The sequence below is a fragment of the Streptococcus sp. oral taxon 431 genome (genome assembly GCF_023115445.1).
Lineage (GTDB): Bacteria > Bacillota > Bacilli > Lactobacillales > Streptococcaceae > Streptococcus.
The window spans coordinates 78,371-101,375 of sequence record NZ_JALDUI010000004.1 but is presented as its reverse complement, the minus strand read 5'-3'; the positions used below and the strand labels follow the sequence as shown (position 1 = coordinate 101,375).

Here is a 23,005-nt window from a genome sequence, read left to right as displayed (position 1 = left end):
ATGATTTGTCTAAGAAAAGATTGTACGAAATCGCAAAAGAACTTGGAAAAGAAAGTAAGGAAGTTGTAGCGCGTGCAAAAGAGTTGGGCTTGGATGTAAAAAGCCACTCATCAAGTGTGGAAGAAGCTGTCGCTGCAAAAATCGCTGCCAGCTTTAAGTCTGCTGCTCCGAAAGTAGAAGCAAAACCTGCAGAACCAAAAGCAAGTACAGAAAAGAAAGCCGAAAAATCTGAGCCAGCTAAACCAGCTGTAGCTAAGGAAGAGGCAAAACCAGCAGCAGCGGTTGCCCCTAAAGAAGAAAGAGTGGCGCCAGTAAAACCGCAGAGTCGAAACTTTAAGGCTGAGCGTGAAGCTCGTGCAAAAGAGCAGGCTGAACGACGCAAGCAAAATAAGGGCAATAACCGTGATCACCAACAAAATGGAAATCGTCAAAAAAATGATAACCGTAATGGTGGTAAACAAGGTCAAGGCAATCGCGACAATCGTCGCTTTAATGATCAAGGAAAAAAACAACAAGGTCAGCAAAATCGTGGAAATGATCGCCGCAAGCAAGAGGACAAACGTCCAAATCAAACAGGACCACGCATTGACTTCAAAGCCCGTGCAGCTGCTCTAAAGGCAGAGCAAAATGCAGAATATGCTCGTTCAAGTGAGGAACGCTTCAAGCAGTCTCAAGCTGCCAAAGAAGCCTTGACGCAAGCAAATAAACGCAAGGAACCTGAGGAAATCTTTGAAGAAGCTGCTAAATTGGCTGAACAAGTACAGCAAGTTCAACCAGTGGTTGAAGTAGCTCCTGCATCTAAAGAACCTGTAGTGGATACACGTCGTAAGAAACAAGCCCGACCAGACAAAGAACGTGATGATTTCGATCACGAAGAAGATGGTCCTAGAAAACAACAAAAGAATCGAAGTAGTCAAAATCAAGTGAGAAATCAAAGAAATAGTAACTGGAACAATAACAAAAAGAATAAAAAAGGCAATAACAAAAACAACCGTAGTCAGGCACCAAAACCTGTTACAGAGCGTAAGTTCCATGAATTGCCAACAGAATTTGAATATACAGATGGTATGACCGTCGCGGAAATTGCAAAACGTATCAAGCGCGAACCAGCTGAGATTGTTAAGAAACTCTTCATGATGGGCGTGATGGCGACACAAAACCAGTCCTTAGACGGTGAAACAATCGAACTCCTCATGGTCGATTACGGTATTGATGCTAAACAAAAGGTTGAAGTGGACAATGCTGATATCGAACGTTTCTTTGCTGAAGATGGTTATCTCAATGAAGATGAACTCGTAGAGCGTCCACCAGTTGTTACCATCATGGGACACGTTGACCATGGTAAGACAACCCTCCTAGATACCCTTCGTAACTCTCGTGTTGCGACAGGTGAAGCCGGTGGTATCACTCAGCATATCGGTGCCTACCAAATCGTTGAAAATGGCAAGAAGATTACCTTCCTTGATACACCAGGACATGCGGCCTTTACATCTATGCGTGCGCGTGGTGCATCTGTTACCGATATTACTATCTTGGTCGTAGCGGCAGATGATGGGGTTATGCCTCAGACTATCGAAGCCATCAACCACTCAAAAGCAGCTAATGTTCCAATCATCGTAGCTATCAATAAAATCGATAAACCAGGTGCCAACCCAGAACGTGTTATCGGTGAATTGGCTGAACATGGTGTTATGTCAACTGCCTGGGGTGGAGATTCTGAGTTTGTAGAAATCTCAGCCAAGTTCAACCAAAATATCGATGAACTCTTGGAAACTGTCCTTCTTGTGGCTGAAATCCAAGAACTCAAAGCAGACCCAACAGTTCGTGCCATCGGTACTGTTATCGAAGCTCGTTTGGATAAAGGTAAAGGTGCGGTTGCAACCCTCCTTGTTCAACAAGGTACTTTGAACGTTCAAGATCCAATCGTTGTCGGAAATACCTTCGGACGTGTCCGTGCCATGACAAACGATCTTGGACGTCGTGTGAAGGTTGCAGGACCATCAACACCAGTATCGATCACTGGTTTGAACGAAGCGCCAATGGCGGGTGACCACTTTGCCGTTTACGAAGATGAAAAATCAGCTCGTGCAGCTGGTGAAGAACGTGCTAAACGTGCTCTTATGAAGCAACGTCAAGCTACACAACGTGTCAGCCTTGAAAATCTCTTTGATACCCTTAAAGCTGGCGAACTCAAGTCAGTTAACGTCATTATCAAAGCAGACGTACAAGGTTCTGTTGAAGCACTTTCTGCTTCACTTCAAAAAATTGATGTTGAGGGCGTGAAAGTTACTATCGTCCATGCAGCTGTCGGTGCCATCAACGAATCTGACGTGACTCTTGCCGAGGCTTCAAATGCCTTTATCGTTGGTTTCAACGTACGCCCTACACCACAAGCTCGTCAACAAGCAGAAGCTGACGATGTAGAAATCCGTCTCCACAGCATCATCTACAAGGTGATCGAAGAGATGGAAGAAGCCATGAAAGGGATGCTTGACCCAGAATTTAAAGAAAAAGTTATCGGTGAAGCGATCATCCGAGAAACCTTCAAGGTATCTAAAGTGGGAACAATCGGAGGATTCATGGTTACAAGCGGTAAAGTTACCCGTGACTCTAAAGTCCGTGTTATCCGTGATGGTGTTGTTATTTACGATGGCGCTCTAGCTAGCTTGAAACACTATAAAGATGACGTTAAAGAAGTTACAAACGGCCGTGAAGGTGGTCTTATGATCGACGGCTACAATGATCTTAAGATGGATGATGTGATTGAAGCCTATATCATGGAAGAAATCAAACGATAATAGAGAAACGATAGCTCATTTGACTCGTTGTCAACAGCGCCTTGATGAACCCTTAGTTCTATCTAAGGCTTGTTTCCTAGATTCAAATGGCTCTAGTTCCTCTATCTACTAGACAAAGCTAGGTCTGCTGGCCTAGCTTTTGGTTCAATTGAGAGAAAGGAAAAAAGCATGGCAAATCATTTCCGTACGGATCGTGTGGGCATGGAGATCAAGCGCGAAGTCAATGAGATTTTGCAAAAGAAAGTCCGTGATCCACGAGTCCAAGGTGTGACTATCACTGATGTTCAGATGCTAGGGGACTTATCTATGGCTAAGGTTTACTACACTATTTTGAGTAACCTGGCTTCAGATAACCAAAAAGCTCAAATCGGGCTTGAAAAAGCAACTGGAACAATCAAACGTGAACTGGGTCGCAATTTGAAATTGTACAAAATTCCAGACTTAACTTTCGTCAAAGATGAATCCATAGAGTATGGAAACAAGATTGACGAGATGCTACGCAATCTGGATAAAAACTAAGTAGAAAGAGGGGCAACCCTCTTTTTTGTGTGGAAAAATGAAAGATAATATATGATATGAAAACGCTTTATAATTGTTGCTTTATATGGTATGATATTATATAATAAAAAAATTACAGGGAGATAGAGATGGCTAAAGAAGATGTGGCGATGCAAGTGTTGCAACAGGTAGTAAAACTTCCTGTCGTTAAAGTGAACCGGTCAAAATTTTTAATGGACAAATTCTCTAAGGAAGTGGCTTCAAAGGATATTCCTAGATTATTGGATGAAGGGCCGACAGCTTTATTACCTCAGAAAACCTTAGATCGAGTGGCCAATGCCTGTATTAAAGATAATGTTTTGCTAGCAAGTGGGACATCTGTTTTGGCTGGATTACCTGGCGGTCTTGCCATGGCGGTTACTATACCAGCAGATGTAGCCCAGTTTTACGCATTTTCACTGAAACTAGCTCAGGAACTAGGCTATATTTACGGCTATGATGATCTCTGGGCTTCACGAAATGAGCTGAGCGAAGAAGCTAAAAATACGCTCTTGCTCTATCTGGGAGTGATGTTGGGAGTAAATGGTGCGGGAGCTCTCCTTCGTTCTGGTGGTGTTACAGTTGCTAAGCAAGTGATGAAAATCGTGAATAAAAAGGCTTTGACAAAGACTCTTTGGTATCCAATTTTGGAAAAAGTTCTGAAAATCTTTGGAGTGAATCTGACCAAGGGAGGATTGGCTAAGGGGATGGGGAAAGTTATTCCTATCTTAGGTGGAGTTCTATCAGGTGGCTTAACCTTTGCGACCATGAAACCCATGGGAGAAAGATTGCAAAAAGAATTGTCCAAATTGATTAACTACGATGAAGCACAATATCAAAGAGATGTTGCCACTATCCGAAAAGAAGTGGAAATCATAGAAGGAGATTGACATGGGGATCATAACAGTACTGGCCAAAACCTACGGTAATTATCTTCTAACAAGGCAAGCTTTAAAAGTTGCAGAAACCATAAAAAAAGATGAAAACATAGTCGTTAGTTTGGGAAAATTATTTCTCGTAGATAAGCTTATGGATACAGCTACTTGGTTGATGAAGCCGGAGGATAAAGAATGAAATCTTTTTGGAGGTTCTTTACTCTTCTTTTTATAACACCAATTGTTGGTCTGATAAAAATACTCTGGTTCCTAATCTCTTTCGCCTTCCAATTACTGTTCTATAAGATTCTTTTCAAGATCATAGATTGGTTTTTCAAACTTCTCTGATGATCATGGTAAGGATAAGACTTTGAGGTTTTACTAGGAAAAGTCTATATAAATGGAAATAATGAAATTATACGAAATAAACTAGCAAGTCTTCTACTGCTAGTTTTTTAATCTTTGCCCTTGTGGTATAATAAAAAAGAAAAAACTGTTAGAGAATATGATGGAGGTTATGATGGACAATATCATTGATGTATCTATTCCTGTTGCGGAAGTTGTGGACAAGCATCCAGAAGTTTTAGATATCCTAGTAGAACTCGGTTTTAAACCTCTTGCAAATCCTTTGATGCGAAATACAGTCGGACGAAAAGTATCGCTCAAACAGGGGTCTAAACTGGAGGGAACTCCTATGGATAAGATTGTGCGCACACTTGAAGCAAATGGTTACGAAGTGATTGGAATAGACTAATGGCAGATGAACGTATTCATATCCTACGGGATATTTTATTAGAATTGCATAATGGAGCTTCCCCTGAATCCGTTCAGGAACGCTTTGATGCAACCTTCACAGGTGTATCAGCTATCGAGATTTCTCTCATGGAGCACGAGTTGATGAACTCGGACTCAGGCGTTACCTTTGAAGATGTCATGGAGCTCTGTGATGTCCATGCCAATCTCTTTAAGAATGCTGTTAAGGGTGTCGAAGTTGAGGACACCGATCATCCTGGTCACCCTGTGCGTGTCTTTAAGGATGAAAATCTAGCCCTCCGTGCTGCCTTGATTCGGGTTCGTAGATTGCTCTCGACTTATGAATCTGTGGACGACGAGGAAATGCTGGCAGAGATGCGTAAGGGTTTGGTGCGTCAGATGGGGCTTGTTGGTCAATTTAATATCCACTACCAGCGCAAGGAAGAGCTCTTTTTTCCTATCATGGAACGTTATGGACATGATTCGCCTCCAAAAGTCATGTGGGGAGTCGATGACCAGATTAGGGAACTCTATCAAAAAGCCTTGGGGACAGTTAGGTCACTACCAGAAGCATCCATTAGTATTGTAAAGGCAGATTTTGAGGCTTTTGCGACTGAATTTGAGAGTATGATTTTCAAGGAAGAGTCCATCCTCCTCATGATTCTGCTCGAATCCTTCACCCAGGATGACTGGATTCAGATTGCCGAGGAAAGTGATGCTTATGGCTATGCCATTATCCGGCCATCTGAAAAATGGGTTCCTGAACGTAAAAGCTTTGTTGAGAAGAAAAGTGTAGAAGAAGCAAGTCAGTCAGAAACTGTAGATGGACAGGTTCAACAAGTGATTGATACGCCAGAGGGTCAGTTTACTATCACCTTTACACCTAAGGAAAAGGAAGCAGTGATGGACCGAAATAGTCAGCATGCTTTTGGAAATGGCTATCTTTCAGTTGAACAGGCGAATCTTATCCTCAACCACCTGCCTATGGAGATTACCTTTGTTAATAAGGATGATATTTTCCAGTATTATAATGACAATACTCCAGCGGATGAAATGATTTTCAAGCGAACACCGTCTCAGGTTGGACGAAATGTCGAACTATGCCATCCACCAAAATATTTGGAGAAAGTCAAAGCGATTATGCAAGGTCTTCGTGAGGGAAAAAAAGACAAGTACGAGATGTGGTTCAAGTCAGAATCACGTGGAAAGTTTGTCCATGTCACTTACGCAGCTGTTCATGATGAGACAGGGGAATTTCAAGGAGTCCTAGAATACGTTCAGGACATTCAACCATACCGTGAGATTGATACAGATTACTATCGCGAAATAGAATAAGGAGAGACAATGAGTTACGAACAAGAATTTATGAAGGAATTTGAAGCCTGGGTTAATACCCAAATCATGATTAATGATATGGCGCTCAAGGAAAGCCAAAAGGTCTATGAAGAAGATCAAGATGAGCGCGCTAAAGATGCCATGATTCGCTACGAGAGTCGCTTGGATGCCTACCAGTTCTTACTAGGTAAATTTGAAAACTTCAAGGCAGGTAAGGAATTCCATGATTTACCAGAAGGTTTGTTTGGCGAGAGAAATTATTAATTTTTAGAGATTAGAAAGGGGAGTGGGACTCCCTTTTTCATTGTTCCTTGAGCCTTTTTGTGTTACAATGTTAGCATGAAAACGAAAAATATTTTTAAGACAGGTCTTGCCTTAATAGGACTCGGAGCTCTTGCTTTTGGAGCAAAGAAAATAGCTGATGATCACAAACTAATGGCAAGTCAAGAAGAATTAACTAGTAGAGTCCGAGAGGAATTCTCAAAAATGGGAGTTATTGCAACTCTTTACGTACAGCTTTACGAAAGTGATATGAATCGCTTGGTCGGAGGTGTTATTTTTGAAGATGGTCGTCACTATACCTTTGTCTACGAAGATGAAGATCTCATCTACGAGGAGGAAGTCTTATGATTTCTCCTAAGAGTATAGAAGAATTAGCAAATCTAGTAGAGCAGGATGGCAAGAAGGTCTTCCTTTTTGTTGCGGATTGGTGTGGCGATTGTCGCTATATCTATCCAGCTCTGCCAGAGATTGAAGAGACCAATCCAGAGTTTATCTTTATACGAGTAGACCGAGATGAGTACATGGAACTTGCAAAACTATGGGATGTATACGGGATTCCAAGTCTAATTGTCTTAGATAAGGACAAGGAGATTGGACGCTTTGTTAATCGTGACCGTAAAACCAAGGCACAAATAAATGACTTTTTAGCAGAATTAAAATAGGAGAAAAGAAAGAATGATTTTTACATATAACAAAGAATATGTCGGTGATGTCCTTATGGTCATCGTGAAAAACAGTGGCGATGCCAAACTAGATGTTGAACGGAAAGGCAATGTGGCACGTGTATTCCTAAAGGAAACTGGTGAAACTGTCGCTTGGAATATTTTTGAGATTTCTAGCTTATTTGAGATTGAGAATCGTGGACAGATCTTTTTAACTGACGAGCAAGTAGCACGTTTGAACCAAGAATTGCAAAAAGAAGGATTTACTGAAGCAATCATCAACGACAAGGAACCAAAATTTGTGGTTGGAGAAATTGTAGAAATGGTTGCGCATCCAGATAGTGACCACCTCAATATCTGTCAAGTTGCTGTTGGGAATGACAAAACAGTACAAATCGTGGCAGGTGCTCCAAATGCGCGTCTTGGTTTGAAAACCATTGTAGCTCTTCCAGGAGCTATGATGCCAAAAGGCAATCTCATTTTCCCAGGGGAACTTCGTGGTGAAAAGAGTTTTGGCATGATGTGTAGTCCTCGTGAATTGCATTTGCCAAATGCTCCACAAAAACGTGGTGTCATTGAATTGTCCGAAGACCAAGTTGTTGGAACTCCATTTGACCCAGCAAAACACTGGACAGCTTAAATTTGTTAAGTTAGATAGGAGAAAGTAAGATGGCAAAAAATGTTGTGATAACAGGTGCAACATCAGGTATTGGTGAAGCTATTGCGCGTGCCTATCTAGAAAAAGGTGAGAATATCGTTCTTACGGGACGTCGAACAGAAAGACTCGAAGTCCTAAAAAACGAGTTTGCGGCAACCTTTCCAAATCAAAAAGTTTGGACCTTTCCTTTAGATGTTACGGATATGCGCATGGTTAAGACTGTCTGTTCAGATATTCTAAAAACTGTGGGTCAGATTGATATATTGGTCAATAACGCTGGACTTGCTTTAGGCTTAGCTCTCTATCAGGATTATGAAGAGTGGGATATGCTGACCATGCTGGATACCAATGTCAAGGGCCTGATGGCTGTTACTCGTTGTCTCTTGCCTTCTATGGTGACTGCAAATCAAGGCCATATCATTAATATGGGTTCAACCGCAGGTATTTACGCTTACGCTGGTGCAGCAGTCTATTCAGCAACCAAGGCTGCAGTCAAAACCTTTTCAGATGGACTACGGATTGATACCATTGCGACTGATATCAAGGTGACAACCATTCAGCCTGGTATTGTAGAGACTGATTTTTCAAAAGTCCGTTTCCATGGAGATGAGGCACGGGCTGCGACGGTCTATCAGGGGCTCGAAGCCTTGCAAGCACAAGACATCGCTGATGCCGTTGTTTATGTGACCAGTCAACCACGTCGTGTGCAAATTACAGATATGACCATCATGGCCAATCAACAAGCAACTGGATTTATGATTCACAGAGATTAACATTATTTAAAAAAGTTACAAATTTTGTAACTTTTTTCTTTTACCTTCGAATAGATAAGTAGGAGGATGAAAAAATGTATAATAAAGTTATTATGATCGGACGTTTGACGTCTACACCAGAGTTGCACAAAACCAACAATGATAAGTCTGTTGCACGAGCAACTATCGCAGTGAATCGCCGTTATAAAGATCAAAATGGGGAACGTGAAGCAGACTTCATCAATATTGTGGTCTGGGGAAAATTGGCTGAAACCTTGGCTAGTTATGGAAGCAAGGGTAGTCTCATTTCTGTGGATGGGGAACTTCGTACCCGTAAGTTTGAGAAGAATGGCCAGACCAACTATGTAACAGAAGTTCTCTGTACAGGTTTCCAACTCTTAGAAAGCCGTGCCCAACGTGCTATGCGTGAAAATAATGCAGGACAAGACTTAGCAGATTTGGTCTTGGAAGAAGAGGAACTTCCATTTTAATATCAATCAAATAGAAGAGCTGGTTCGCCTATAGACCAGCTTTTTCTATTGTTTTTGTGCTATTGTTCGGAAATTAATTCTTAAATAGGTCAAATAAATGCACTTGTACAATAAAATCAAGCACTTTTTTTGAAAAAGTAGTAGAATAAAGTAATATATATTCAAAATTTTCAGAAAAGGAATGAAATTTGACGAAAAATAAAGAGAAAATAGAATTGTTGAAATGGCTGATAAAGCGTCTATTACTGCTGATTCCAGTGGTCTGTGTTCTCTTATGGGTTTTCGGCCGTTGTCAAACAAGTGGCATCAAGGATCAGACTAAAATTGGTGTCACCTATATGACCATGAACAATGGGTTCTATAAAAGTATTCATTCGGAAATTAGTCGAATTGCCGATGAAAGAGGAGCTCTTGTTTATGTCCGAGATCCAGAATTGGACGAAGAAAGACAGAGCCAACAGATTGATGATTTTTGTGCTCAAAAAGTTGATATGATAGTGATCAATCCGGTCAAGGGGGATAGCCAGTCAATTTTAACTGCTCTTGAAAAAGCTAGAAAACAAGGAATTAAAATCATTGCGGTCGATACCCAACTGAAGAATTTTAAGCCGGATGCAAGTATTGTATCCGATAATTACCAAGCGGGAGTATTGATTGCTAAAGAGTTGATGAAACGTTCTTCTAGTGCTCGGGTCCTCCTTTTGGAACATAAGGGGACTGTTTCAGCAGATACGAGGATTCAGGGCTTTAAAGACACTATAGAGGGGCACAGTTCTTATCAGATTGTCTCGGAACTAGAAACCAAGGGGCAAACGGAAATCGCCATGCCGGCCGTCCAGAATTTTTTACAATCAGGGGTTGAAATTGATACCTTGGTTGCCTTAAATGACCGCTCAGCTATAGGAGCTCTGGCTGCAATTAAGGAGCAAGGAATAACTTACCCCATTGCGATTTATGGAATCGATGGTTCACCAGATATGAAATCTTTGTTGCACTCGACGGATGATGTTGTGGGAACCGTTGCTCAGTCTCCTTTGAAGATGGGAGATCGCGTGATGGAGATCATTCAAGATATTGCTGAAGGGAAGAGCTATACCAAAGAGGTGAGCATTCCAGTTGAAATGATGACAAAGGAAAACATTGATCAGTTTGATGTGAATGGGTGGCAGTAATGAGAAAGTTTAGAGGTGTCCGATACAGTTTGGCCATTCTTATGGTCGTCAATTTTATCGCTGTTATGCTAAACAGTATCATCTATCTTCAAGCAACCAACTATATCATTGCTCAACGCCAAGCTTCTCTATTATTAGAGCGCCTAGAGCGTATTCCCTTTGCTCCATCTACGACTTTTTGGTTGTCTGCAGTTTTGTTTGCTGGGATTGCTTTGATATCGATGAGTCGATATCTGCCTCAAACGAGTCGATGGTCTATTTTTGATAAGAGGAATATTCTGGAGATTCTCCTGATGCTGCTTCTGATGTGGGTTCAAAATGTAGCTTATAACGGGCTCATTCTCTTGGTTTTTGCGGATATCTTCTATGGTTCCAAAGAGTTGAATACCAAGAGAGATCGGAAGTATTGGTTTGCCTTTATCCTAGTGAGCTTTTTGATGCTCCTTGTGACAAATTCAGATGTCTTTTCACTTTTCTTCCCGATTCCGTCCTTAGATGTCTATATTCATTTTTATCCTGAATCTATCCGCATTTTGGCCTTTTTCTTAAAGAATTCCCTTTATGCCTCGAATATGGTACTCTTCATTATTTCACTTTTGTTTTATATTATGAACGTCCTTGCGGAAAACCACGAAGTAGAGGAAGAATTGGCTATGGTGTCCAAGGTTAATACGGAGTTGAACAATTATATGGCCTTGTCTGAGAAGATTGCAGAGGATCGGGAGCGTAAGCGGATTGCTCGTGAGATTCATGATACTCTGGGGCACGCACTAACAGGCATCTCAGCAGGTTTAGATGCTGTTGGGGTCTTGATCGATATCGATCCAAATCGGGCAAAAGAGCAGGTGAAAAACGTATCAGAAGTGGTCCGTGAAGGAATCCAAGATGTGAGAGGTTCTCTTAATCGTCTTCGTCCGGGAGCACTTGAGGGACGAACTCTCAAAGATGCTTTAGAAAAGACCATCCGCGAGTATCAAATTCTTTCCAACTTACAAGTTGATCTAAACTATGAATGGGTAGATGTCGATATGGATGTCATGATTGAAGATACGATCTTTCGTGTGATTCAAGAGTCTATGACCAATGCGGTTCGCCACGGTCACGCCAGCCAACTAAAACTCCATTTTTTTGAGGATAAAGAGAATTATTTGATCGCTTTGCAAGATAATGGAGTTGGGTTTGAAACCTTAACTTATGGTTATGGACTCAAACAGATGATGGAGCGTATTTCAATTCTAGGAGGCCAGCTTCAATTTGAAAGTCGCGATGGATTTTTCACACGTGTCAGTTTACCAAAATATAAAGAAGGGAGATAAGATATGGTGATAAAAGTAATGGTGGCAGATGACCAAGCCTTGATTCGAGAATCTTTGAAAATTATTTTGTCGGCTCACTCCGACATCGAAGTGGTAGCTACAGTGGAAGATGGGAATCATGTCTTGTCCAGCATTCCACAGACGCATCCGGATCTGATCCTGATGGATATTCGGATGCCAGGCATGGATGGGGTTTTGGCTACAAAAGAAGTAAAAGAACACTATCCGGATATCAAAATTATTATTTTAACAACTTTTGACGATGATGAATTTATCTATAGTGCACTCAAGTATGGTGCTTCAGGATATCTCTTAAAGGGAGCCTCGACAGAAGAGCTCTATGAGGCTATTAAGGTGGTGCATCAGGGTGGAGCTATGATCAATCCCAATATCGCAAGCAAGGTCTTTCAGATCTTCTCTCAAATGGCCAAATCGAATTTCTCTATTGCTGTGGATGAGGACAACGTCAAGGATTTGAGCACGACAGAATGGCGAATTATTCAAGAAGTCGGCTATGGCGAGTCAAACAAAGAAATTGCTGCCAAACTTTTCTTGTCAGAAGGAACTGTGCGCAATTACCTATCAACGATTTTGGCGAAATTAAACCTAAGAGATCGAACGCAATTAGCAATTTGGTCAGTTCAAACAGGAGTGACTAGACGCGATTTTTCAAAAGGAAATACGGAATGAAATTAAACCGAAAGCATCTTTGTTGGGGAATCGTTCTCCTTTTTGTGCTCTCTTTGAGTACTGGTTTTTATTGGTGGAAACAACAACCAATCGTGCTCCATATAGGCGTTTATGCAGGATCTAGTTGGGATGTACCGACCAGTCAACGCTCCCATGCTTTGGATCTTGCGATTCAAAAATTTGAAAAGTCCCATCCTAATGTCCGTGTGGAATATGAAAATGGGATTCCACAGTCGGATTATTCAGACTGGCTCTCAGAAAAAATTGTTTCAGGAAAGACGCCGGATGTGTTCATGGTCTCTGAGCAAGATCTGTCCTTATTGGCGGCACGTGGCGTTCTAGAAAAGTTAAATGGCTATATGAATCAAGAAGACCAAGCTGCTTTTTATCCTGTTGCATTTGAATCAGGTGTCTATCAGGGGCAATCCTATGCCTTACCTTATGAAAGTAATCCTATTTTGATGTGTGTCAATAAAGATTTGCTGGACAAAGAAGGCATTGAGGTTCCCAAGGAAGGTTGGAGTTTGGAAGAGTTCCATACAATTTGTAAAAAACTAACCAAAGATACCAATGGAGATGGTCAATTGGATCAGTTTGGGAGTACAGAATATACCTGGAAAGAAGCTTTGGCAGCAAATGGGGGTAGTCTCTTTCAAGGAGGGATGCTCAAACTTACGGCTCCAGAAGTCAAAGAGTCTTTGACTTTTTTACAAAAATTGGAAGAGTTGAATAAGAACTATAAGGTGAGTTCCAAAGATTTTGACCAGGGGAAAGTCGCTTTTTATCCCATGACTTTGGCTCAATATAGAACCTATAAACCTTATCCTTACCATGTTTCAAAATATTCAAACTTCACCTGGACCTGTATCCCTATGCCTGCTAAGTCAAAAACTACCAAGGCGACTTTGGTTACGACGACTTCTTTTGCCATGTCTGCTCGGACCCCTCATTCCAAGTTAGCTTGGGAATTGATGCAAGTGTTGACAGAAGATCCAGAAATTCAACAACTCCTCTTTGATCAATCTCAAGGGATTTCCGTTATGCCACAGGTGGTCCAAAGTCAGTCTAGTAAAGATCTTTTACAGGTAGATGATTTTGGCACGGATTCCTTGACCAATCAGACCTTGAATCGTATCATGGAACAAGCTGTTGAAAGTAGTCCCAAGAATGTCTCTAAAGAAATGTTGGAAAAGCTGGACTACTTGATTGGCAATGCTTTGCGCGATCAAGATGTCGAGAACCGCTTGCCTCAAATTCAGAGGGAAATTGAAAGTAGTCTTCAGGTAGGAGTTTAAAGAAAAATAAGATGACATTGTGTCAAGTGACAGATGTCATTTTTTTGTTGCTAAATGTCATGTTTATCATGTGACATTTGACAATGTAAAAGCGCTTCCAAATGTTCTACAATAGAGTCAAATAAAGGAGGTGTAGAAAAATGAAATATCTCATTTTAGTCAGTCATGGTGGATTAGCAGAAGGACTAAAAACATCGCTAGCTATGTTTGCTGGTGACAAGATGAATCAGGTCATCGCAGTTGGACTTAAGGAAGGAAAATCGGTCGATGACTTTGCAGTTGATTTTAGAGAGAGCATTTCAGAATTGACAGCAGATGATTCTGTGCTGGTCTTGGCAGACATTGTAGGTGGTAGTCCATTAACCACGGCAGCTACTGTCCTAGAAGAAGCTGGAAAGCTAGATGGAGCTTTGATCCTTGGTGGGATGAACCTGACCATGGCCCTGACAGCAGTTGTGATGAAGGATGTGTTGGATGGAGACGATTTGTCAGCAACTATCTTATCAGAAGCACAATCTGCACTACAACCTTTTGAAGTTTCAGCCACTAGTGCTGAAGAAGATGATGACGATATTTAATAGGGAGGTACCTTATGGTAGTAACATTTGTACGGATTGATGACCGCATGATTCACGGTCAAACAGTCACACGCTGGGCAAAAGAAAAACCATGTGATGGTTTGATTGCCGTAAACGATGCAGCAGCATCAAACAAGGTTTTGATCCAAGCTTACAAAGGCGCATCAGACAAGAAAACCTTTGTATGGACAAAAGAAGCCTTTAAAGAAAAGTCAGCAAAAGTAACGGAATCTGACAGTCGGTACTTCTTGATTACCAAAAACCCAATCGATATGAAGGAAATTTTGGTGGATCAAGGTTTTGTCCCAGGTGATGTCAGAGAAATCATCGTTGGCCCTGCAAATGATAGACCTGGTGCAGTGAAATTGGGCAATAACCAATCCATCACCCAGGAAGAAGCAGAAGCCTTTCAGGCTATTCAAGCAGCAGGATATAAGGTGAAATTCCAATTGTTGCCGGATGTTTCAATTGGTTACTGGGATGATTTCAAATCTAAATTTGGTTTTTAAACCTAACAGTTTTATTAGTTAGGTAAATAAATTTACAAACAAAAGGAGCGTTTGTTATGACAATTTCATGGATTCAAGCAATCTTGCTTGCAGTTTTCGCCAGCTTGTCTTCAATGCCTGGTATGGGAGGTTCCAGTATCGGGAACTATACACTCGGTCGTCCCTTGATCGGTGGGTTGATCTCAGGTTTAATTCTTGGAGATGTGACAACCGGTATTATGGTCGGGGTTGCCCTTCAAGTCGTTTATATCGCCTTGGTAACACCTGGTGGAACCGTATCTGCTGATGTTCGTGCAATCTCTTATATCGGTGTTCCTCTTGCTATCTTGTTTGTGCATGCAAATCACATCACAGACGAAGCTGGAATTGCAGCAGCTGCAGCCCCAATCGGTGCAGCCGTTGGGACAATCGGTACTGTTCTTTTCTACGGTACAGCTACAATGAACTTGCTTTGGCAACACATTGGTTGGAAAGCCGTTGAAGAAGGAAACTTCAAAAAACTCTACGCAGTTGACTGGGTTTATCCTTGGATCTCTCACTTCCTCTTCTCTTTCCTTCCAACTATGATTATCACCAAATATGGTGAAAACATGGTTGATTTGATGAAACTTTACCTTCCTATGGATGGTTTCTGGATGAAAGCCCTCTTTACAGTTGGAGCCCTTCTCCCATGTGTCGGTATTGCTATCTTGTTGAAACAAATTGTTACAAAAGCAACTGACTTCATTCCATTCTTTGTTGGATTTACCTTGGCTAAATCTCTAGGATTGAACTTGGTAGCGAGTGCAGTTGTTTCATTGATCTTTGCAGTAATCTACTATGAACTTGAAGTAATCAAATCTATGAAAGCTGCTCCAGCTGGGGTTGTTTACGTAGACGATGATGAGGAGGATATTTAAAATGGCTGATAGAAAGAAAATTTCAAAGAAAACATTAGCAAAAGCATTTCATCATTGGTATTATGGTCATTTGACTTGTTTCTCTCAAGAACACATGCAAACCTTTGGGTACTTGACTTCTATGCTTCCAATCGTAGAAGAAATGTATGATACAAAAGAAGAACAAAAAGATGCTATGCAAACCTATACTGCCTTCTTCAATACTGAACCACAACTTGGCTCTCTCGTTGTAGGGATTACAGCTGGTTTGGAAGAAGCGCGCGCAAACGGAGATGCAGTGGATGGTGAAACCATAAATGGTATGCGTGCCGGTTTGATGGGTCCAATCGCTGGTATCGGTGACTCTTTGGTCGTTGGGACCTTGATTCCAGTTCTTTTGGGGATTGCCCTTGGTCTCTCTAAAGGTGGTAACATCGCTGGTGCTATCTTCTACATCGTCGTATGGAACCTCTTAGTATACTTTGGTATGCGCTTTGCCTTCTTTAAAGGGTATCAATTAGGGGATAAAGCCGTTGAATTCCTAGTAGGACCAAAAGGACAAGCACTTCGTAAAGCAATCAGCGTTGTCGGCGGTATGGTTATCGGTGCGGTAGCAGCAACTTGGGTATCTGTTACAACAGCTCTTCAATTCGAGAATTCTGAAGGAAAAGTCTTCTTAAATATCCAAGAAAAGATTGATGGTGTTTATCCAGGTCTCTTGACAGCAACTTTCATCACTATTTGCTGGTGGTTAATGTCTAAGAAAAAAGTTTCACCAAACAAAGTTATGTTGCTTCTAGTTGTTGTCGCTTTGGTCGGTGTTGCTCTAGGTATCTTTGACCCACATCTTAATTACTAAGCTCAAGAAAAGCACATATTTACTAGTAGAGAATTTTGAGAATGAAGTAGACTAACCTCCTTCTCTTACACTTCATTCTCAATTTTTGTCAGGAGGATACTCATGGTTACAAAACAAGAACTTGTTAATGGATATGAAACAGAAATTAAGTATCAACGTCACATGATTGAAAATCTTGGCCGTTGGTTTAGCTTACTCTTTATCATTGCCAGTGTAGGTATGGTCTTGATTTATCTCTTTCATAAAAGCTTCCTCCCACTCTTACTTTTCGGAATTTTACTTGCCTTGGTTGGAATATTGGGAATGGTGGTTTTTGGATATGGTATCTATCGAGGACGGATCAATCTCCAAAAAGTCGTCGATGATTTTAATCGAAAGTTAATAATTCTAAAGTGATCTTTAAGGAACATCTCATTCATTTTGAGGTGTTTTTTTCTTGACTATTTCTGACTAAGTGATACAATAGAACTATGGTTTAGCACTCGTTTGTAAAGAGTGCTAACAATATGATTATGTTATGGAGGAAAACAGATGTTGAAACCATTAGGGGACCGTGTGGTATTGAAAATTGAAGAGAAAGAACAAACAGTCGGAGGCTTTGTCCTCGCAAAATCAGCCCAAGAAGAAACGAAAACAGCTACAGTAGTGGCTACTGGACAAGGTGTTCGCACCTTGAGTGGTGAACTAGTCGCTCCAAGTGTAAAAGTTGGAGATCAAGTTTTAGTCGAAGCTCATGCAGGTATCGAGGTCAAAGATGGTGACGAAAAATATGTCATCGTGGGTGAAGCTAACATCTTAGCAATCGTTGAAGAATAATAGGAGGAAGTAAGTATGTCAAAAGAGATTAAATTTTCATCTGATGCACGTTCAGCAATGGTCCGTGGTGTTGATATCCTAGCTGATACTGTTAAAGTAACCTTGGGACCTAAAGGCCGTAACGTCGTTCTTGAAAAATCATTCGGTTCACCATTGATTACCAATGACGGTGTAACCATCGCTAAAGAAATCGAACTAGAAGACCATTTTGAAAATATGGGTGCCAAATTGGTGTCAGAAGTGGCTTCTAAAACCAATGATATCGCTGGTGACGGGACAACTACTGCAACAGTATTGACTCAGGCCATTGTTCGTGAAGGGATCAAAAACGTTACGGCTGGCGCAAACCCAATCGGTATCCGTCGTGGGATTGAAGCAGCAGTTGCAACTGCTGTAGAAGCCTTGAAGAACAATGCTATTCCTGTCGCCAACAAAGAAGCTATCGCGCAGGTTGCTGCTGTCTCATCTCGTTCTGAAAAAGTTGGTGAGTACATCTCTGAAGCCATGGAAAAAGTTGGCAAGGATGGAGTCATCACCATTGAAGAATCACGTGGGATGGAAACAGAGCTTGAAGTTGTAGAAGGAATGCAATTTGACCGTGGTTATCTATCACAGTACATGGTCACTGACAATGAAAAAATGGTTGCAGACCTTGAAAATCCATACATTTTGATTACAGATAAGAAGATTTCAAATATCCAAGAAATCTTGCCACTTCTAGAAAGCATTCTTCAAAGCAGTCGTCCACTCTTGATTATTGCAGACGATGTTGACGGTGAAGCTCTTCCAACTCTTGTTTTGAACAAAATTCGTGGAACCTTCAACGTAGTTGCTGTTAAGGCGCCTGGATTTGGTGATCGTCGTAAGGCTATGCTGGAAGATCTTGCCATTTTGACAGGCGGAACTGTTATCACAGAAGATCTTGGTCTTGAATTGAAAGATGCTACCATTGAAGCACTTGGTCAAGCAGCTAAAGTGTCTGTTGATAAAGATAGTACAGTCATTGTAGAAGGTGCAGGTAATCCTGAAGCAATTGCTAACCGTGTTGCTGTCATAAAATCACAAATTGAAACAACAACTTCAGAATTTGACCGTGAAAAACTCCAAGAACGCTTGGCTAAGTTGTCAGGTGGGGTAGCAGTTATCAAGGTTGGTGCTGCAACAGAAACAGAATTGAAAGAAATGAAACTCCGCATCGAAGACGCTCTCAATGCGACTCGCGCAGCTGTTGAAGAAGGTATCGTTGCAGGTGGTGGTACTGCCCTTGTCAATGTTATCTCTGCTGTTGCGACCTTGGAGTTAGAAGGTGATGAAGCAACAGGACGTAACATTGTTCTTCGTGCCTTGGAAGAACCTGTACGCCAAATCGCTTATAATGCAGGTTATGAAGGTTCAATTGTTATTGATCGTTTGAAAAATGCAGAACTTGGAACAGGTTTCAATGCTGCAACAGGTGAATGGGTCAACATGATTGAAGCAGGAATTATCGATCCTGTTAAGGTTAGTCGTTCAGCCCTTCAAAACGCCGCTTCAGTAGCAAGTCTTATCTTGACAACAGAAGCAGTTGTGGCTAACAAACCAGAACCAGTAGCCCCAGTACCAGCTATGGATCCATCAATGATGGGTGGTTACTAGAGAATATAAAAATAACAGGTAGAGATGAAAGATTTTCTACCTGTTTTTTTACATGAAATGCAAAAGAGGAAGCTCGACTTCCTCTTTTTATGTTTATTTTATTATGGTTTAATGACTTCAGCACCACCCATGTATGGACGAAGTACTTCAGGAATAGTAACAGAACCATCTTCGTTTTGATAGTTTTCAAGAATTGCTGCCACTGTACGTCCAACAGCAAGTCCAGAACCGTTCAAGGTGTGGAGAAGTTTAACCTTACCATCGGCTTCATCACGGTAACGAATTTGCGCACGACGGGCTTGGAAATCTTCTGTATTTGAACAGCTTGAGATTTCGCGGTAGGTGTTTTGTGCAGGAATCCACACTTCCAAGTCGTAAGTTTTTGCTGCTGAGAAGCCCATATCTCCTGTAGAGAGAGCTACCACACGGTATGGAAGGTTGAGTTTTTGAAGGATGTTTTCAGCGTTGGCCGTCATCTTTTCTAGTTCTTCGTATGACTCTTCAGGTTTGGCAAATTTCACCATTTCAACCTTGTGGAATTGGTGTAAACGAATCAAACCACGAGTATCACGACCAGCTGAACCAGCTTCAGAACGGAAAGATGGGCTCATAGCAGTAAAGTAGATTGGCAAGTCTTTCCCATCAAGAATTTCATCACGGTAGTAGTTGGTCAGAGGGACTTCAGCAGTAGGAATGAGGACGTAGTTAGTATCTTTCAATTCAAATGTATCTTCTTTGAATTTTGGATATTGACCAGTACCGAACATAGAATCATGGTTAACCATGTAAGGTGTGATGACTTCAGTGTAGCCTTCTTTTCCATGTTCATCCAACATAAAGTTGTAAATAGCACGTTCCAAACGAGCTCCAAGGCCTTTATAGAAGAGGAAGCGGGCACCAGTTACTTTTCCACCACGTTCCCAGTCAAGAATACCAAGATCTTCACCTAGATCCCAGTGAGCTTTTGGTTCAAAGTCGAACTCGCGAGGAGTTCCCCAACGGCGAACTTCTACGTTATCGTCTTCGTCTGCACCGATAGGCACGCTATCAGCTGGGATATTTGGAAGTGTTGTGGTAAATTCTGTCAATTTAGCATCGATTTCAGCCAATTCTGCATCAAGAGCTTTTACCTCGGCAGAGAGGGTTTGCATAGCTGCAATCTTGTCGTCTGCATTTTCCTTGTTACGTTTAGCTTGGGCAATCTCAGCAGAAACTGTGTTACGTTCTGCTTTTAAAGTTTCAACCTTGACCAAGATGTCACGTCGTTTGGCATCGATTTCTTTCATCTCGTTCAAGATAGCAGCATCTACACCACGTGTAGCTAGTTTTTCTGCGACAGCATCAAAGTCTGTACGAATACGTTTGATATCTAACATATAAACTCCTTTATGAAAAAAGCACACCTGACAAAGCGTTGGAGTGGCAGGGCCACGGTTCCATCCAACTTCACAGGTGTGCACTTGATTGTGTATGTAATTGTTACTAACGGTAGAATTTCAATTAAATCTTCTATCTGCTCGCAGCACCCGCAGACTTTCTGAAAGAAGGAAGTAACCTACTTATCCGTTTCTATGATTATACTAAACTTTCTATTTTTTTGCAAATAGATTTTTAATTTTTCGACCAATGATTTGAACTAAGGTAGGAAGTTTGACTACCTTGTCATTTCCCAGTTTTTCACGAGCTATTTTAAGAATTTTTCCAGAGTCTTTTGAGGCGAAGAGAAATTTTCCTTGATCTGTAAAGATTTCAAAATGACGACTAACCTTGCGGCCTGAAACATTGGCTCCGATTTGATTAATGCTGGACCATGGAATTTGAATATAGTCCTCGACATTTCGATCTGCGTAAAATTCTAGCGCATGATCTCCAACCAGAAATTTTCCAACCTTTCCTGTAATGGAGAGATAGGAAGTTCCAGTTGTTTGCAAGTCGACGACCTTGTTGAGGGATTGTGCCATATTTAGTCTTCCTTATTTTCACCGAAAAATGCTTGATAGAGAGATTTAAGAGCGGCTTTTTCTTGGTCTTTATGGACAACAAACATGATAGAAACTTCACTAGAACCTTGTGACATCATTTGGATGTTGATGTTGTTTTCAGATAAGGCACGAGTGGCTGTAGCAGTTACCCCGATATGACGCTTCATTTTTTCCCCAACAATCATAATGATAGAGAGGTCGTGTTCGATTTCAGCGTGGTCTACCTCTGCTTTTTGGACTAACTGACGAAGGATTTCTTCTTCCTTGATCGGAGTCAATTCTCGTGAACGTAAGATGATAGACAGGTCATCGATACCAGTTGGCATGTGTTCCCAACCAATATTAAGGTCCTCAAGGATCTGAAGAACTTTACGACCAAAACCGATTTCGCGGTTCATCAGATATTTAGACATATTAATGCTGACAAAGCCAGAATCACCAGCGATTCCAACAACTGGGAATTTGTCGCTGCTATGTTGTAGCACAATGCGAGTACCTGGGTGGTCTGGATTGTTGGTATTTTTAATGACAAGAGGAATTTTCCCACGGTAGGCAGGAAGAAGGGCTTCGTCATGAAGGACAGAGAAACCTGCATAAGCCAATTCACGCATTTCACGGTAGGTCAATTCAGGGATAGAGTGTGGCTTATGGATAATACCAGGGTGGGCTGCAAAGATTCCATCTACATCCGTAAAGTTTTCATAGAGGTCAGCCTTGACACCAGCAGCAATGATAGAACCAGTGATATCTGAACCCCCACGTGAGAAGGTACAGATGTGATCTTCTTTCGTAACACCGAAGAAACCAGGGATAACAAGAACTTCAGTTGAATTTGTCAATTCCTCGATTTTATCGTAACTTGATGGGATGATACGTGCATTTCCAGGTTCGCTCGTAACGACGATACCAGCTTCTCTAGGATGAACATAACGCGCCTCCAAGCCATTTTGGTTAAAGTAGGCTGCAATCAATTTGGCATTGTTGTTTTCCCCTGCAGCAAGGAAGGTATCGTAAAGAAACTTATTATCTTCAATTGGAAGAGTAGCTAGAGAGCGAATGCTTTTTGAAATTTTATCTAAAACGGCTGGTTTAAGACCTAATTCGCTAACCATGGCAGCATAACGATCAATAATCCAGTTTTGACGTTTACTGATATCGTTACCAGCTACATAGTCGCGGTAGTATTTAATCAAGGCATCTGTAACCTTAGTATCTTCAGAATTACGTTTACCAGGGGCAGATACAACCACAAAACGACGTTCTGGGTCACTTTTGACAATATTTAAAACTTTTTCTAATTGACTAGCAGAGGCAAGCGAGCTTCCACCAAATTTAACAACCTTCATAAGAACTCCTAAAGTAAGTATTTTATACGATTATAGCAGAAAGAGGGGCTTTTTTCAATCTGGAAAATTTCCTATATAATTGTTTGAATGTCTCATCAAGAAAGCTTATAATAAAGATGTAGGGGGAAAGACTCTTCTGATGAAAGGAGTTGGGAAAGATGATTAAAAGAGTGTTTTGTTTAATACTACTAGTCCTTACCTTCGTGATGAATCCTACAAATATAGGAGCAACTTCTCATCCTCTTCCCAGTGGTCGTTTGACCGGAGAAGAATTAGCGATTGAGTATGCTCAGGAAGGTCAGATATCAGTTGAGAGGGCTAAAATTATCTTATCTATCGGCTTGTCAGATAGTCAGTCAAGGACTTATCGAATTCTCTCTGAAAAGATTATCGTCAATCCTAACTATGAAGCTAGAGTCAAGTTTTACTGTCAAACAGATGAGAGTGGACAATTTAGAGGAATCACGAAACTCTTAGCTGCAAGTCTGGTCGACAAGGATGGGGATAAGGAAGTTCCTTTTACAGGAAATCTTTTTGCCTACCTTGAAGATCCAAATCGTGTTTTTTACATGGTTTCAGGAGAATTCTACCATAAGGGACCCAACCAAGCACAGCTCTATCAGAGAGAAGGAGGACGAATGCTTGAAGTGATTTATGATTTTATGGATGATACAAGTACTGGTTTTCCTGTATTTTTAGAGACCAAACTAAGCTTTTAAAATCGGCCGAGACACTTTCGGTCGATTTTTCTCTTGTCTTATAAACAAGAAAAATATATAATTTGAA

Annotated in this window: 27 protein-coding genes; 24 read left to right on the top strand and 3 right to left on the bottom strand. The window is 41.2% G+C overall.

Features of this window, described 5'->3' with window-relative positions:
• Positions 1–5: 5 nt before the first annotated feature.
• The 23 genes from infB (at position 6) to groL (ending at position 18,891) form a co-directional block, all read left to right on the top strand.
• Complete coding sequence (gene infB / locus M1R56_RS04045; RefSeq protein WP_248034696.1) at positions 6–2,798, top strand: translation initiation factor IF-2; 2,793 nt, start codon at positions 6–8, stop codon at positions 2,796–2,798.
• A gap of 168 nt (positions 2,799–2,966) precedes the next feature.
• On the top strand, positions 2,967–3,317 hold the full coding sequence (rbfA, locus tag M1R56_RS04040; protein WP_125389399.1) for a 30S ribosome-binding factor RbfA: 351 nt from the start codon (positions 2,967–2,969) through the stop codon (positions 3,315–3,317).
• A gap of 128 nt (positions 3,318–3,445) precedes the next feature.
• Positions 3,446–4,225: an EcsC family protein gene (locus tag M1R56_RS04035; protein WP_248034695.1), complete on the top strand. Its 780-nt coding sequence runs from the start codon at positions 3,446–3,448 to the stop codon at positions 4,223–4,225.
• A gap of 1 nt (position 4,226) precedes the next feature.
• Positions 4,227–4,409, top strand: a complete 183-nt coding sequence (locus M1R56_RS04030; protein ID WP_248034694.1) for a hypothetical protein — start codon at positions 4,227–4,229, stop codon at positions 4,407–4,409.
• A 321-nt stretch (positions 4,410–4,730) separates the two neighbouring features.
• Positions 4,731–4,964, top strand: coding sequence for a DUF1858 domain-containing protein (locus M1R56_RS04025; protein WP_000368731.1), 234 nt, complete (start codon positions 4,731–4,733; stop codon positions 4,962–4,964).
• On the top strand, positions 4,964–6,298 hold the full coding sequence (locus M1R56_RS04020; RefSeq protein ID WP_248034693.1) for a DUF438 domain-containing protein: 1,335 nt from the start codon (positions 4,964–4,966) through the stop codon (positions 6,296–6,298). Before M1R56_RS04025 ends, M1R56_RS04020 begins: the two co-directional genes overlap by 1 nt.
• A 9-nt stretch (positions 6,299–6,307) precedes the next feature.
• A complete protein-coding gene (locus M1R56_RS04015; protein WP_248034692.1) occupies positions 6,308–6,562 on the top strand; it encodes a DUF1912 family protein in 255 nt (84 codons plus the stop codon).
• Positions 6,563–6,637: 75 nt separating this feature from the next.
• A complete protein-coding gene (locus tag M1R56_RS04010) occupies positions 6,638–6,928 on the top strand; it encodes a DUF4651 domain-containing protein (protein WP_248034691.1) in 291 nt (96 codons plus the stop codon).
• The gene (locus M1R56_RS04005; RefSeq protein WP_248034690.1) at positions 6,925–7,242 is read left to right on the top strand and encodes a thioredoxin family protein; all 318 of its coding nucleotides are present in this window, start codon (positions 6,925–6,927) and stop codon (positions 7,240–7,242) included. Before M1R56_RS04010 ends, M1R56_RS04005 begins: the two co-directional genes overlap by 4 nt.
• Before the next feature lie 13 nt (positions 7,243–7,255).
• Positions 7,256–7,882, top strand: coding sequence for a YtpR family tRNA-binding protein (ytpR, locus tag M1R56_RS04000; RefSeq protein ID WP_248034689.1), 627 nt, complete (start codon positions 7,256–7,258; stop codon positions 7,880–7,882).
• 29 nt (positions 7,883–7,911) lie between these two features.
• Positions 7,912–8,673 carry an SDR family NAD(P)-dependent oxidoreductase gene (locus tag M1R56_RS03995; RefSeq protein WP_248034688.1) on the top strand — a complete coding sequence of 254 codons (762 nt, stop codon included), beginning with the start codon at positions 7,912–7,914 and terminating at the stop codon, positions 8,671–8,673.
• 74 nt (positions 8,674–8,747) lie between these two features.
• Positions 8,748–9,143, top strand: coding sequence for a single-stranded DNA-binding protein (locus tag M1R56_RS03990; RefSeq protein ID WP_000282453.1), 396 nt, complete (start codon positions 8,748–8,750; stop codon positions 9,141–9,143).
• A gap of 188 nt (positions 9,144–9,331) precedes the next feature.
• Complete coding sequence (locus M1R56_RS03985) at positions 9,332–10,315, top strand: substrate-binding domain-containing protein (RefSeq protein ID WP_248034687.1); 984 nt, start codon at positions 9,332–9,334, stop codon at positions 10,313–10,315.
• Positions 10,315–11,631 carry a sensor histidine kinase gene (locus tag M1R56_RS03980; protein WP_001224944.1) on the top strand — a complete coding sequence of 439 codons (1,317 nt, stop codon included), beginning with the start codon at positions 10,315–10,317 and terminating at the stop codon, positions 11,629–11,631. The genes M1R56_RS03985 and M1R56_RS03980 overlap by 1 nt, the downstream gene beginning before the upstream one ends.
• 6 nt (positions 11,632–11,637) lie before the next feature.
• The gene (locus M1R56_RS03975; protein WP_006147185.1) at positions 11,638–12,321 is read left to right on the top strand and encodes a response regulator transcription factor; all 684 of its coding nucleotides are present in this window, start codon (positions 11,638–11,640) and stop codon (positions 12,319–12,321) included.
• Positions 12,318–13,616 (top strand): extracellular solute-binding protein, encoded by a 1,299-nt coding sequence (locus M1R56_RS03970; protein ID WP_248034686.1) that lies wholly within the window; start codon positions 12,318–12,320, stop codon positions 13,614–13,616. The genes M1R56_RS03975 and M1R56_RS03970 overlap by 4 nt, the downstream gene beginning before the upstream one ends.
• Before the next feature lie 140 nt (positions 13,617–13,756).
• Positions 13,757–14,194, top strand: coding sequence for a PTS fructose transporter subunit IIA (locus M1R56_RS03965; RefSeq protein ID WP_214262372.1), 438 nt, complete (start codon positions 13,757–13,759; stop codon positions 14,192–14,194).
• 14 nt (positions 14,195–14,208) lie between these two features.
• On the top strand, positions 14,209–14,703 hold the full coding sequence (locus M1R56_RS03960; RefSeq protein ID WP_070460178.1) for a PTS sugar transporter subunit IIB: 495 nt from the start codon (positions 14,209–14,211) through the stop codon (positions 14,701–14,703).
• 56 nt (positions 14,704–14,759) lie between these two features.
• Positions 14,760–15,602: a PTS sugar transporter subunit IIC gene (locus M1R56_RS03955; RefSeq protein ID WP_006151610.1), complete on the top strand. Its 843-nt coding sequence runs from the start codon at positions 14,760–14,762 to the stop codon at positions 15,600–15,602.
• Entirely contained in the window at positions 15,586–16,440 is an 855-nt protein-coding gene (locus M1R56_RS03950; protein WP_033586897.1) for a PTS system mannose/fructose/sorbose family transporter subunit IID, read from the top strand. The genes M1R56_RS03955 and M1R56_RS03950 overlap by 17 nt, the downstream gene beginning before the upstream one ends.
• Positions 16,441–16,542: 102 nt before the next feature.
• Positions 16,543–16,836: a PTS fructose transporter subunit IA gene (locus M1R56_RS03945; protein WP_070460176.1), complete on the top strand. Its 294-nt coding sequence runs from the start codon at positions 16,543–16,545 to the stop codon at positions 16,834–16,836.
• A 135-nt stretch (positions 16,837–16,971) separates the two neighbouring features.
• Positions 16,972–17,256 carry a co-chaperone GroES gene (gene groES, locus M1R56_RS03940; RefSeq protein ID WP_049527054.1) on the top strand — a complete coding sequence of 95 codons (285 nt, stop codon included), beginning with the start codon at positions 16,972–16,974 and terminating at the stop codon, positions 17,254–17,256.
• Positions 17,257–17,271: 15 nt separating this feature from the next.
• Positions 17,272–18,891 (top strand): chaperonin GroEL, encoded by a 1,620-nt coding sequence (groL, locus tag M1R56_RS03935; RefSeq protein ID WP_248034685.1) that lies wholly within the window; start codon positions 17,272–17,274, stop codon positions 18,889–18,891.
• Positions 18,892–18,992: 101 nt separating this feature from the next.
• Here groL and serS read toward each other — a convergent pair whose 3' ends face one another.
• From serS to M1R56_RS03920, 3 genes are all read right to left on the bottom strand, one after another.
• The gene (serS, locus tag M1R56_RS03930; RefSeq protein WP_000884217.1) at positions 18,993–20,267 is read right to left on the bottom strand and encodes a serine--tRNA ligase; all 1,275 of its coding nucleotides are present in this window, start codon (positions 20,265–20,267) and stop codon (positions 18,993–18,995) included.
• A 213-nt stretch (positions 20,268–20,480) separates the two neighbouring features.
• Positions 20,481–20,852 carry a DUF956 family protein gene (locus M1R56_RS03925; protein ID WP_049508922.1) on the bottom strand — a complete coding sequence of 124 codons (372 nt, stop codon included), beginning with the start codon at positions 20,850–20,852 and terminating at the stop codon, positions 20,481–20,483.
• A gap of 2 nt (positions 20,853–20,854) precedes the next feature.
• Positions 20,855–22,219 carry an aspartate kinase gene (locus M1R56_RS03920; RefSeq protein WP_248034684.1) on the bottom strand — a complete coding sequence of 455 codons (1,365 nt, stop codon included), beginning with the start codon at positions 22,217–22,219 and terminating at the stop codon, positions 20,855–20,857.
• 158 nt (positions 22,220–22,377) lie between these two features.
• Between M1R56_RS03920 and M1R56_RS03915 the strand changes: the two genes are divergently transcribed.
• Positions 22,378–22,938 carry a hypothetical protein gene (locus M1R56_RS03915; RefSeq protein ID WP_248034683.1) on the top strand — a complete coding sequence of 187 codons (561 nt, stop codon included), beginning with the start codon at positions 22,378–22,380 and terminating at the stop codon, positions 22,936–22,938.
• The last annotated feature ends 67 nt before the right edge of the window (positions 22,939–23,005 follow it).

Excerpts from the sequence above, each read along its gene's own strand:
- rbfA (WP_125389399.1), top strand. The coding sequence starts at position 2,967 with ATGGCAAATCATTTCCGTACGGATCGTGTGGGCATGGAGATCAAGCGC.
- M1R56_RS04035 (WP_248034695.1), top strand. The coding sequence starts at position 3,446 with ATGGCTAAAGAAGATGTGGCGATGCAAGTGTTGCAACAGGTAGTAAAA.
- M1R56_RS04030 (WP_248034694.1), top strand. The coding sequence starts at position 4,227 with ATGGGGATCATAACAGTACTGGCCAAAACCTACGGTAATTATCTTCTA.
- M1R56_RS04025 (WP_000368731.1), top strand. The coding sequence starts at position 4,731 with ATGGACAATATCATTGATGTATCTATTCCTGTTGCGGAAGTTGTGGAC.
- M1R56_RS04020 (WP_248034693.1), top strand. The coding sequence starts at position 4,964 with ATGGCAGATGAACGTATTCATATCCTACGGGATATTTTATTAGAATTG.
- M1R56_RS04015 (WP_248034692.1), top strand. The coding sequence starts at position 6,308 with ATGAGTTACGAACAAGAATTTATGAAGGAATTTGAAGCCTGGGTTAAT.
- M1R56_RS04010 (WP_248034691.1), top strand. The coding sequence starts at position 6,638 with ATGAAAACGAAAAATATTTTTAAGACAGGTCTTGCCTTAATAGGACTC.
- M1R56_RS04005 (WP_248034690.1), top strand. The coding sequence starts at position 6,925 with ATGATTTCTCCTAAGAGTATAGAAGAATTAGCAAATCTAGTAGAGCAG.
- ytpR (WP_248034689.1), top strand. The coding sequence starts at position 7,256 with ATGATTTTTACATATAACAAAGAATATGTCGGTGATGTCCTTATGGTC.
- M1R56_RS03995 (WP_248034688.1), top strand. The coding sequence starts at position 7,912 with ATGGCAAAAAATGTTGTGATAACAGGTGCAACATCAGGTATTGGTGAA.
- M1R56_RS03990 (WP_000282453.1), top strand. The coding sequence starts at position 8,748 with ATGTATAATAAAGTTATTATGATCGGACGTTTGACGTCTACACCAGAG.
- M1R56_RS03980 (WP_001224944.1), top strand. The coding sequence starts at position 10,315 with ATGAGAAAGTTTAGAGGTGTCCGATACAGTTTGGCCATTCTTATGGTC.
- M1R56_RS03970 (WP_248034686.1), top strand. The coding sequence starts at position 12,318 with ATGAAATTAAACCGAAAGCATCTTTGTTGGGGAATCGTTCTCCTTTTT.
- M1R56_RS03965 (WP_214262372.1), top strand. The coding sequence starts at position 13,757 with ATGAAATATCTCATTTTAGTCAGTCATGGTGGATTAGCAGAAGGACTA.
- M1R56_RS03960 (WP_070460178.1), top strand. The coding sequence starts at position 14,209 with ATGGTAGTAACATTTGTACGGATTGATGACCGCATGATTCACGGTCAA.
- M1R56_RS03955 (WP_006151610.1), top strand. The coding sequence starts at position 14,760 with ATGACAATTTCATGGATTCAAGCAATCTTGCTTGCAGTTTTCGCCAGC.
- M1R56_RS03950 (WP_033586897.1), top strand. The coding sequence starts at position 15,586 with ATGAGGAGGATATTTAAAATGGCTGATAGAAAGAAAATTTCAAAGAAA.
- M1R56_RS03945 (WP_070460176.1), top strand. The coding sequence starts at position 16,543 with ATGGTTACAAAACAAGAACTTGTTAATGGATATGAAACAGAAATTAAG.
- groES (WP_049527054.1), top strand. The coding sequence starts at position 16,972 with ATGTTGAAACCATTAGGGGACCGTGTGGTATTGAAAATTGAAGAGAAA.
- groL (WP_248034685.1), top strand. The coding sequence starts at position 17,272 with ATGTCAAAAGAGATTAAATTTTCATCTGATGCACGTTCAGCAATGGTC.
- serS (WP_000884217.1), bottom strand. The coding sequence starts at position 20,267 with ATGTTAGATATCAAACGTATTCGTACAGACTTTGATGCTGTCGCAGAA.
- M1R56_RS03925 (WP_049508922.1), bottom strand. The coding sequence starts at position 20,852 with ATGGCACAATCCCTCAACAAGGTCGTCGACTTGCAAACAACTGGAACT.
- M1R56_RS03920 (WP_248034684.1), bottom strand. The coding sequence starts at position 22,219 with ATGAAGGTTGTTAAATTTGGTGGAAGCTCGCTTGCCTCTGCTAGTCAA.
- M1R56_RS03915 (WP_248034683.1), top strand. The coding sequence starts at position 22,378 with ATGATTAAAAGAGTGTTTTGTTTAATACTACTAGTCCTTACCTTCGTG.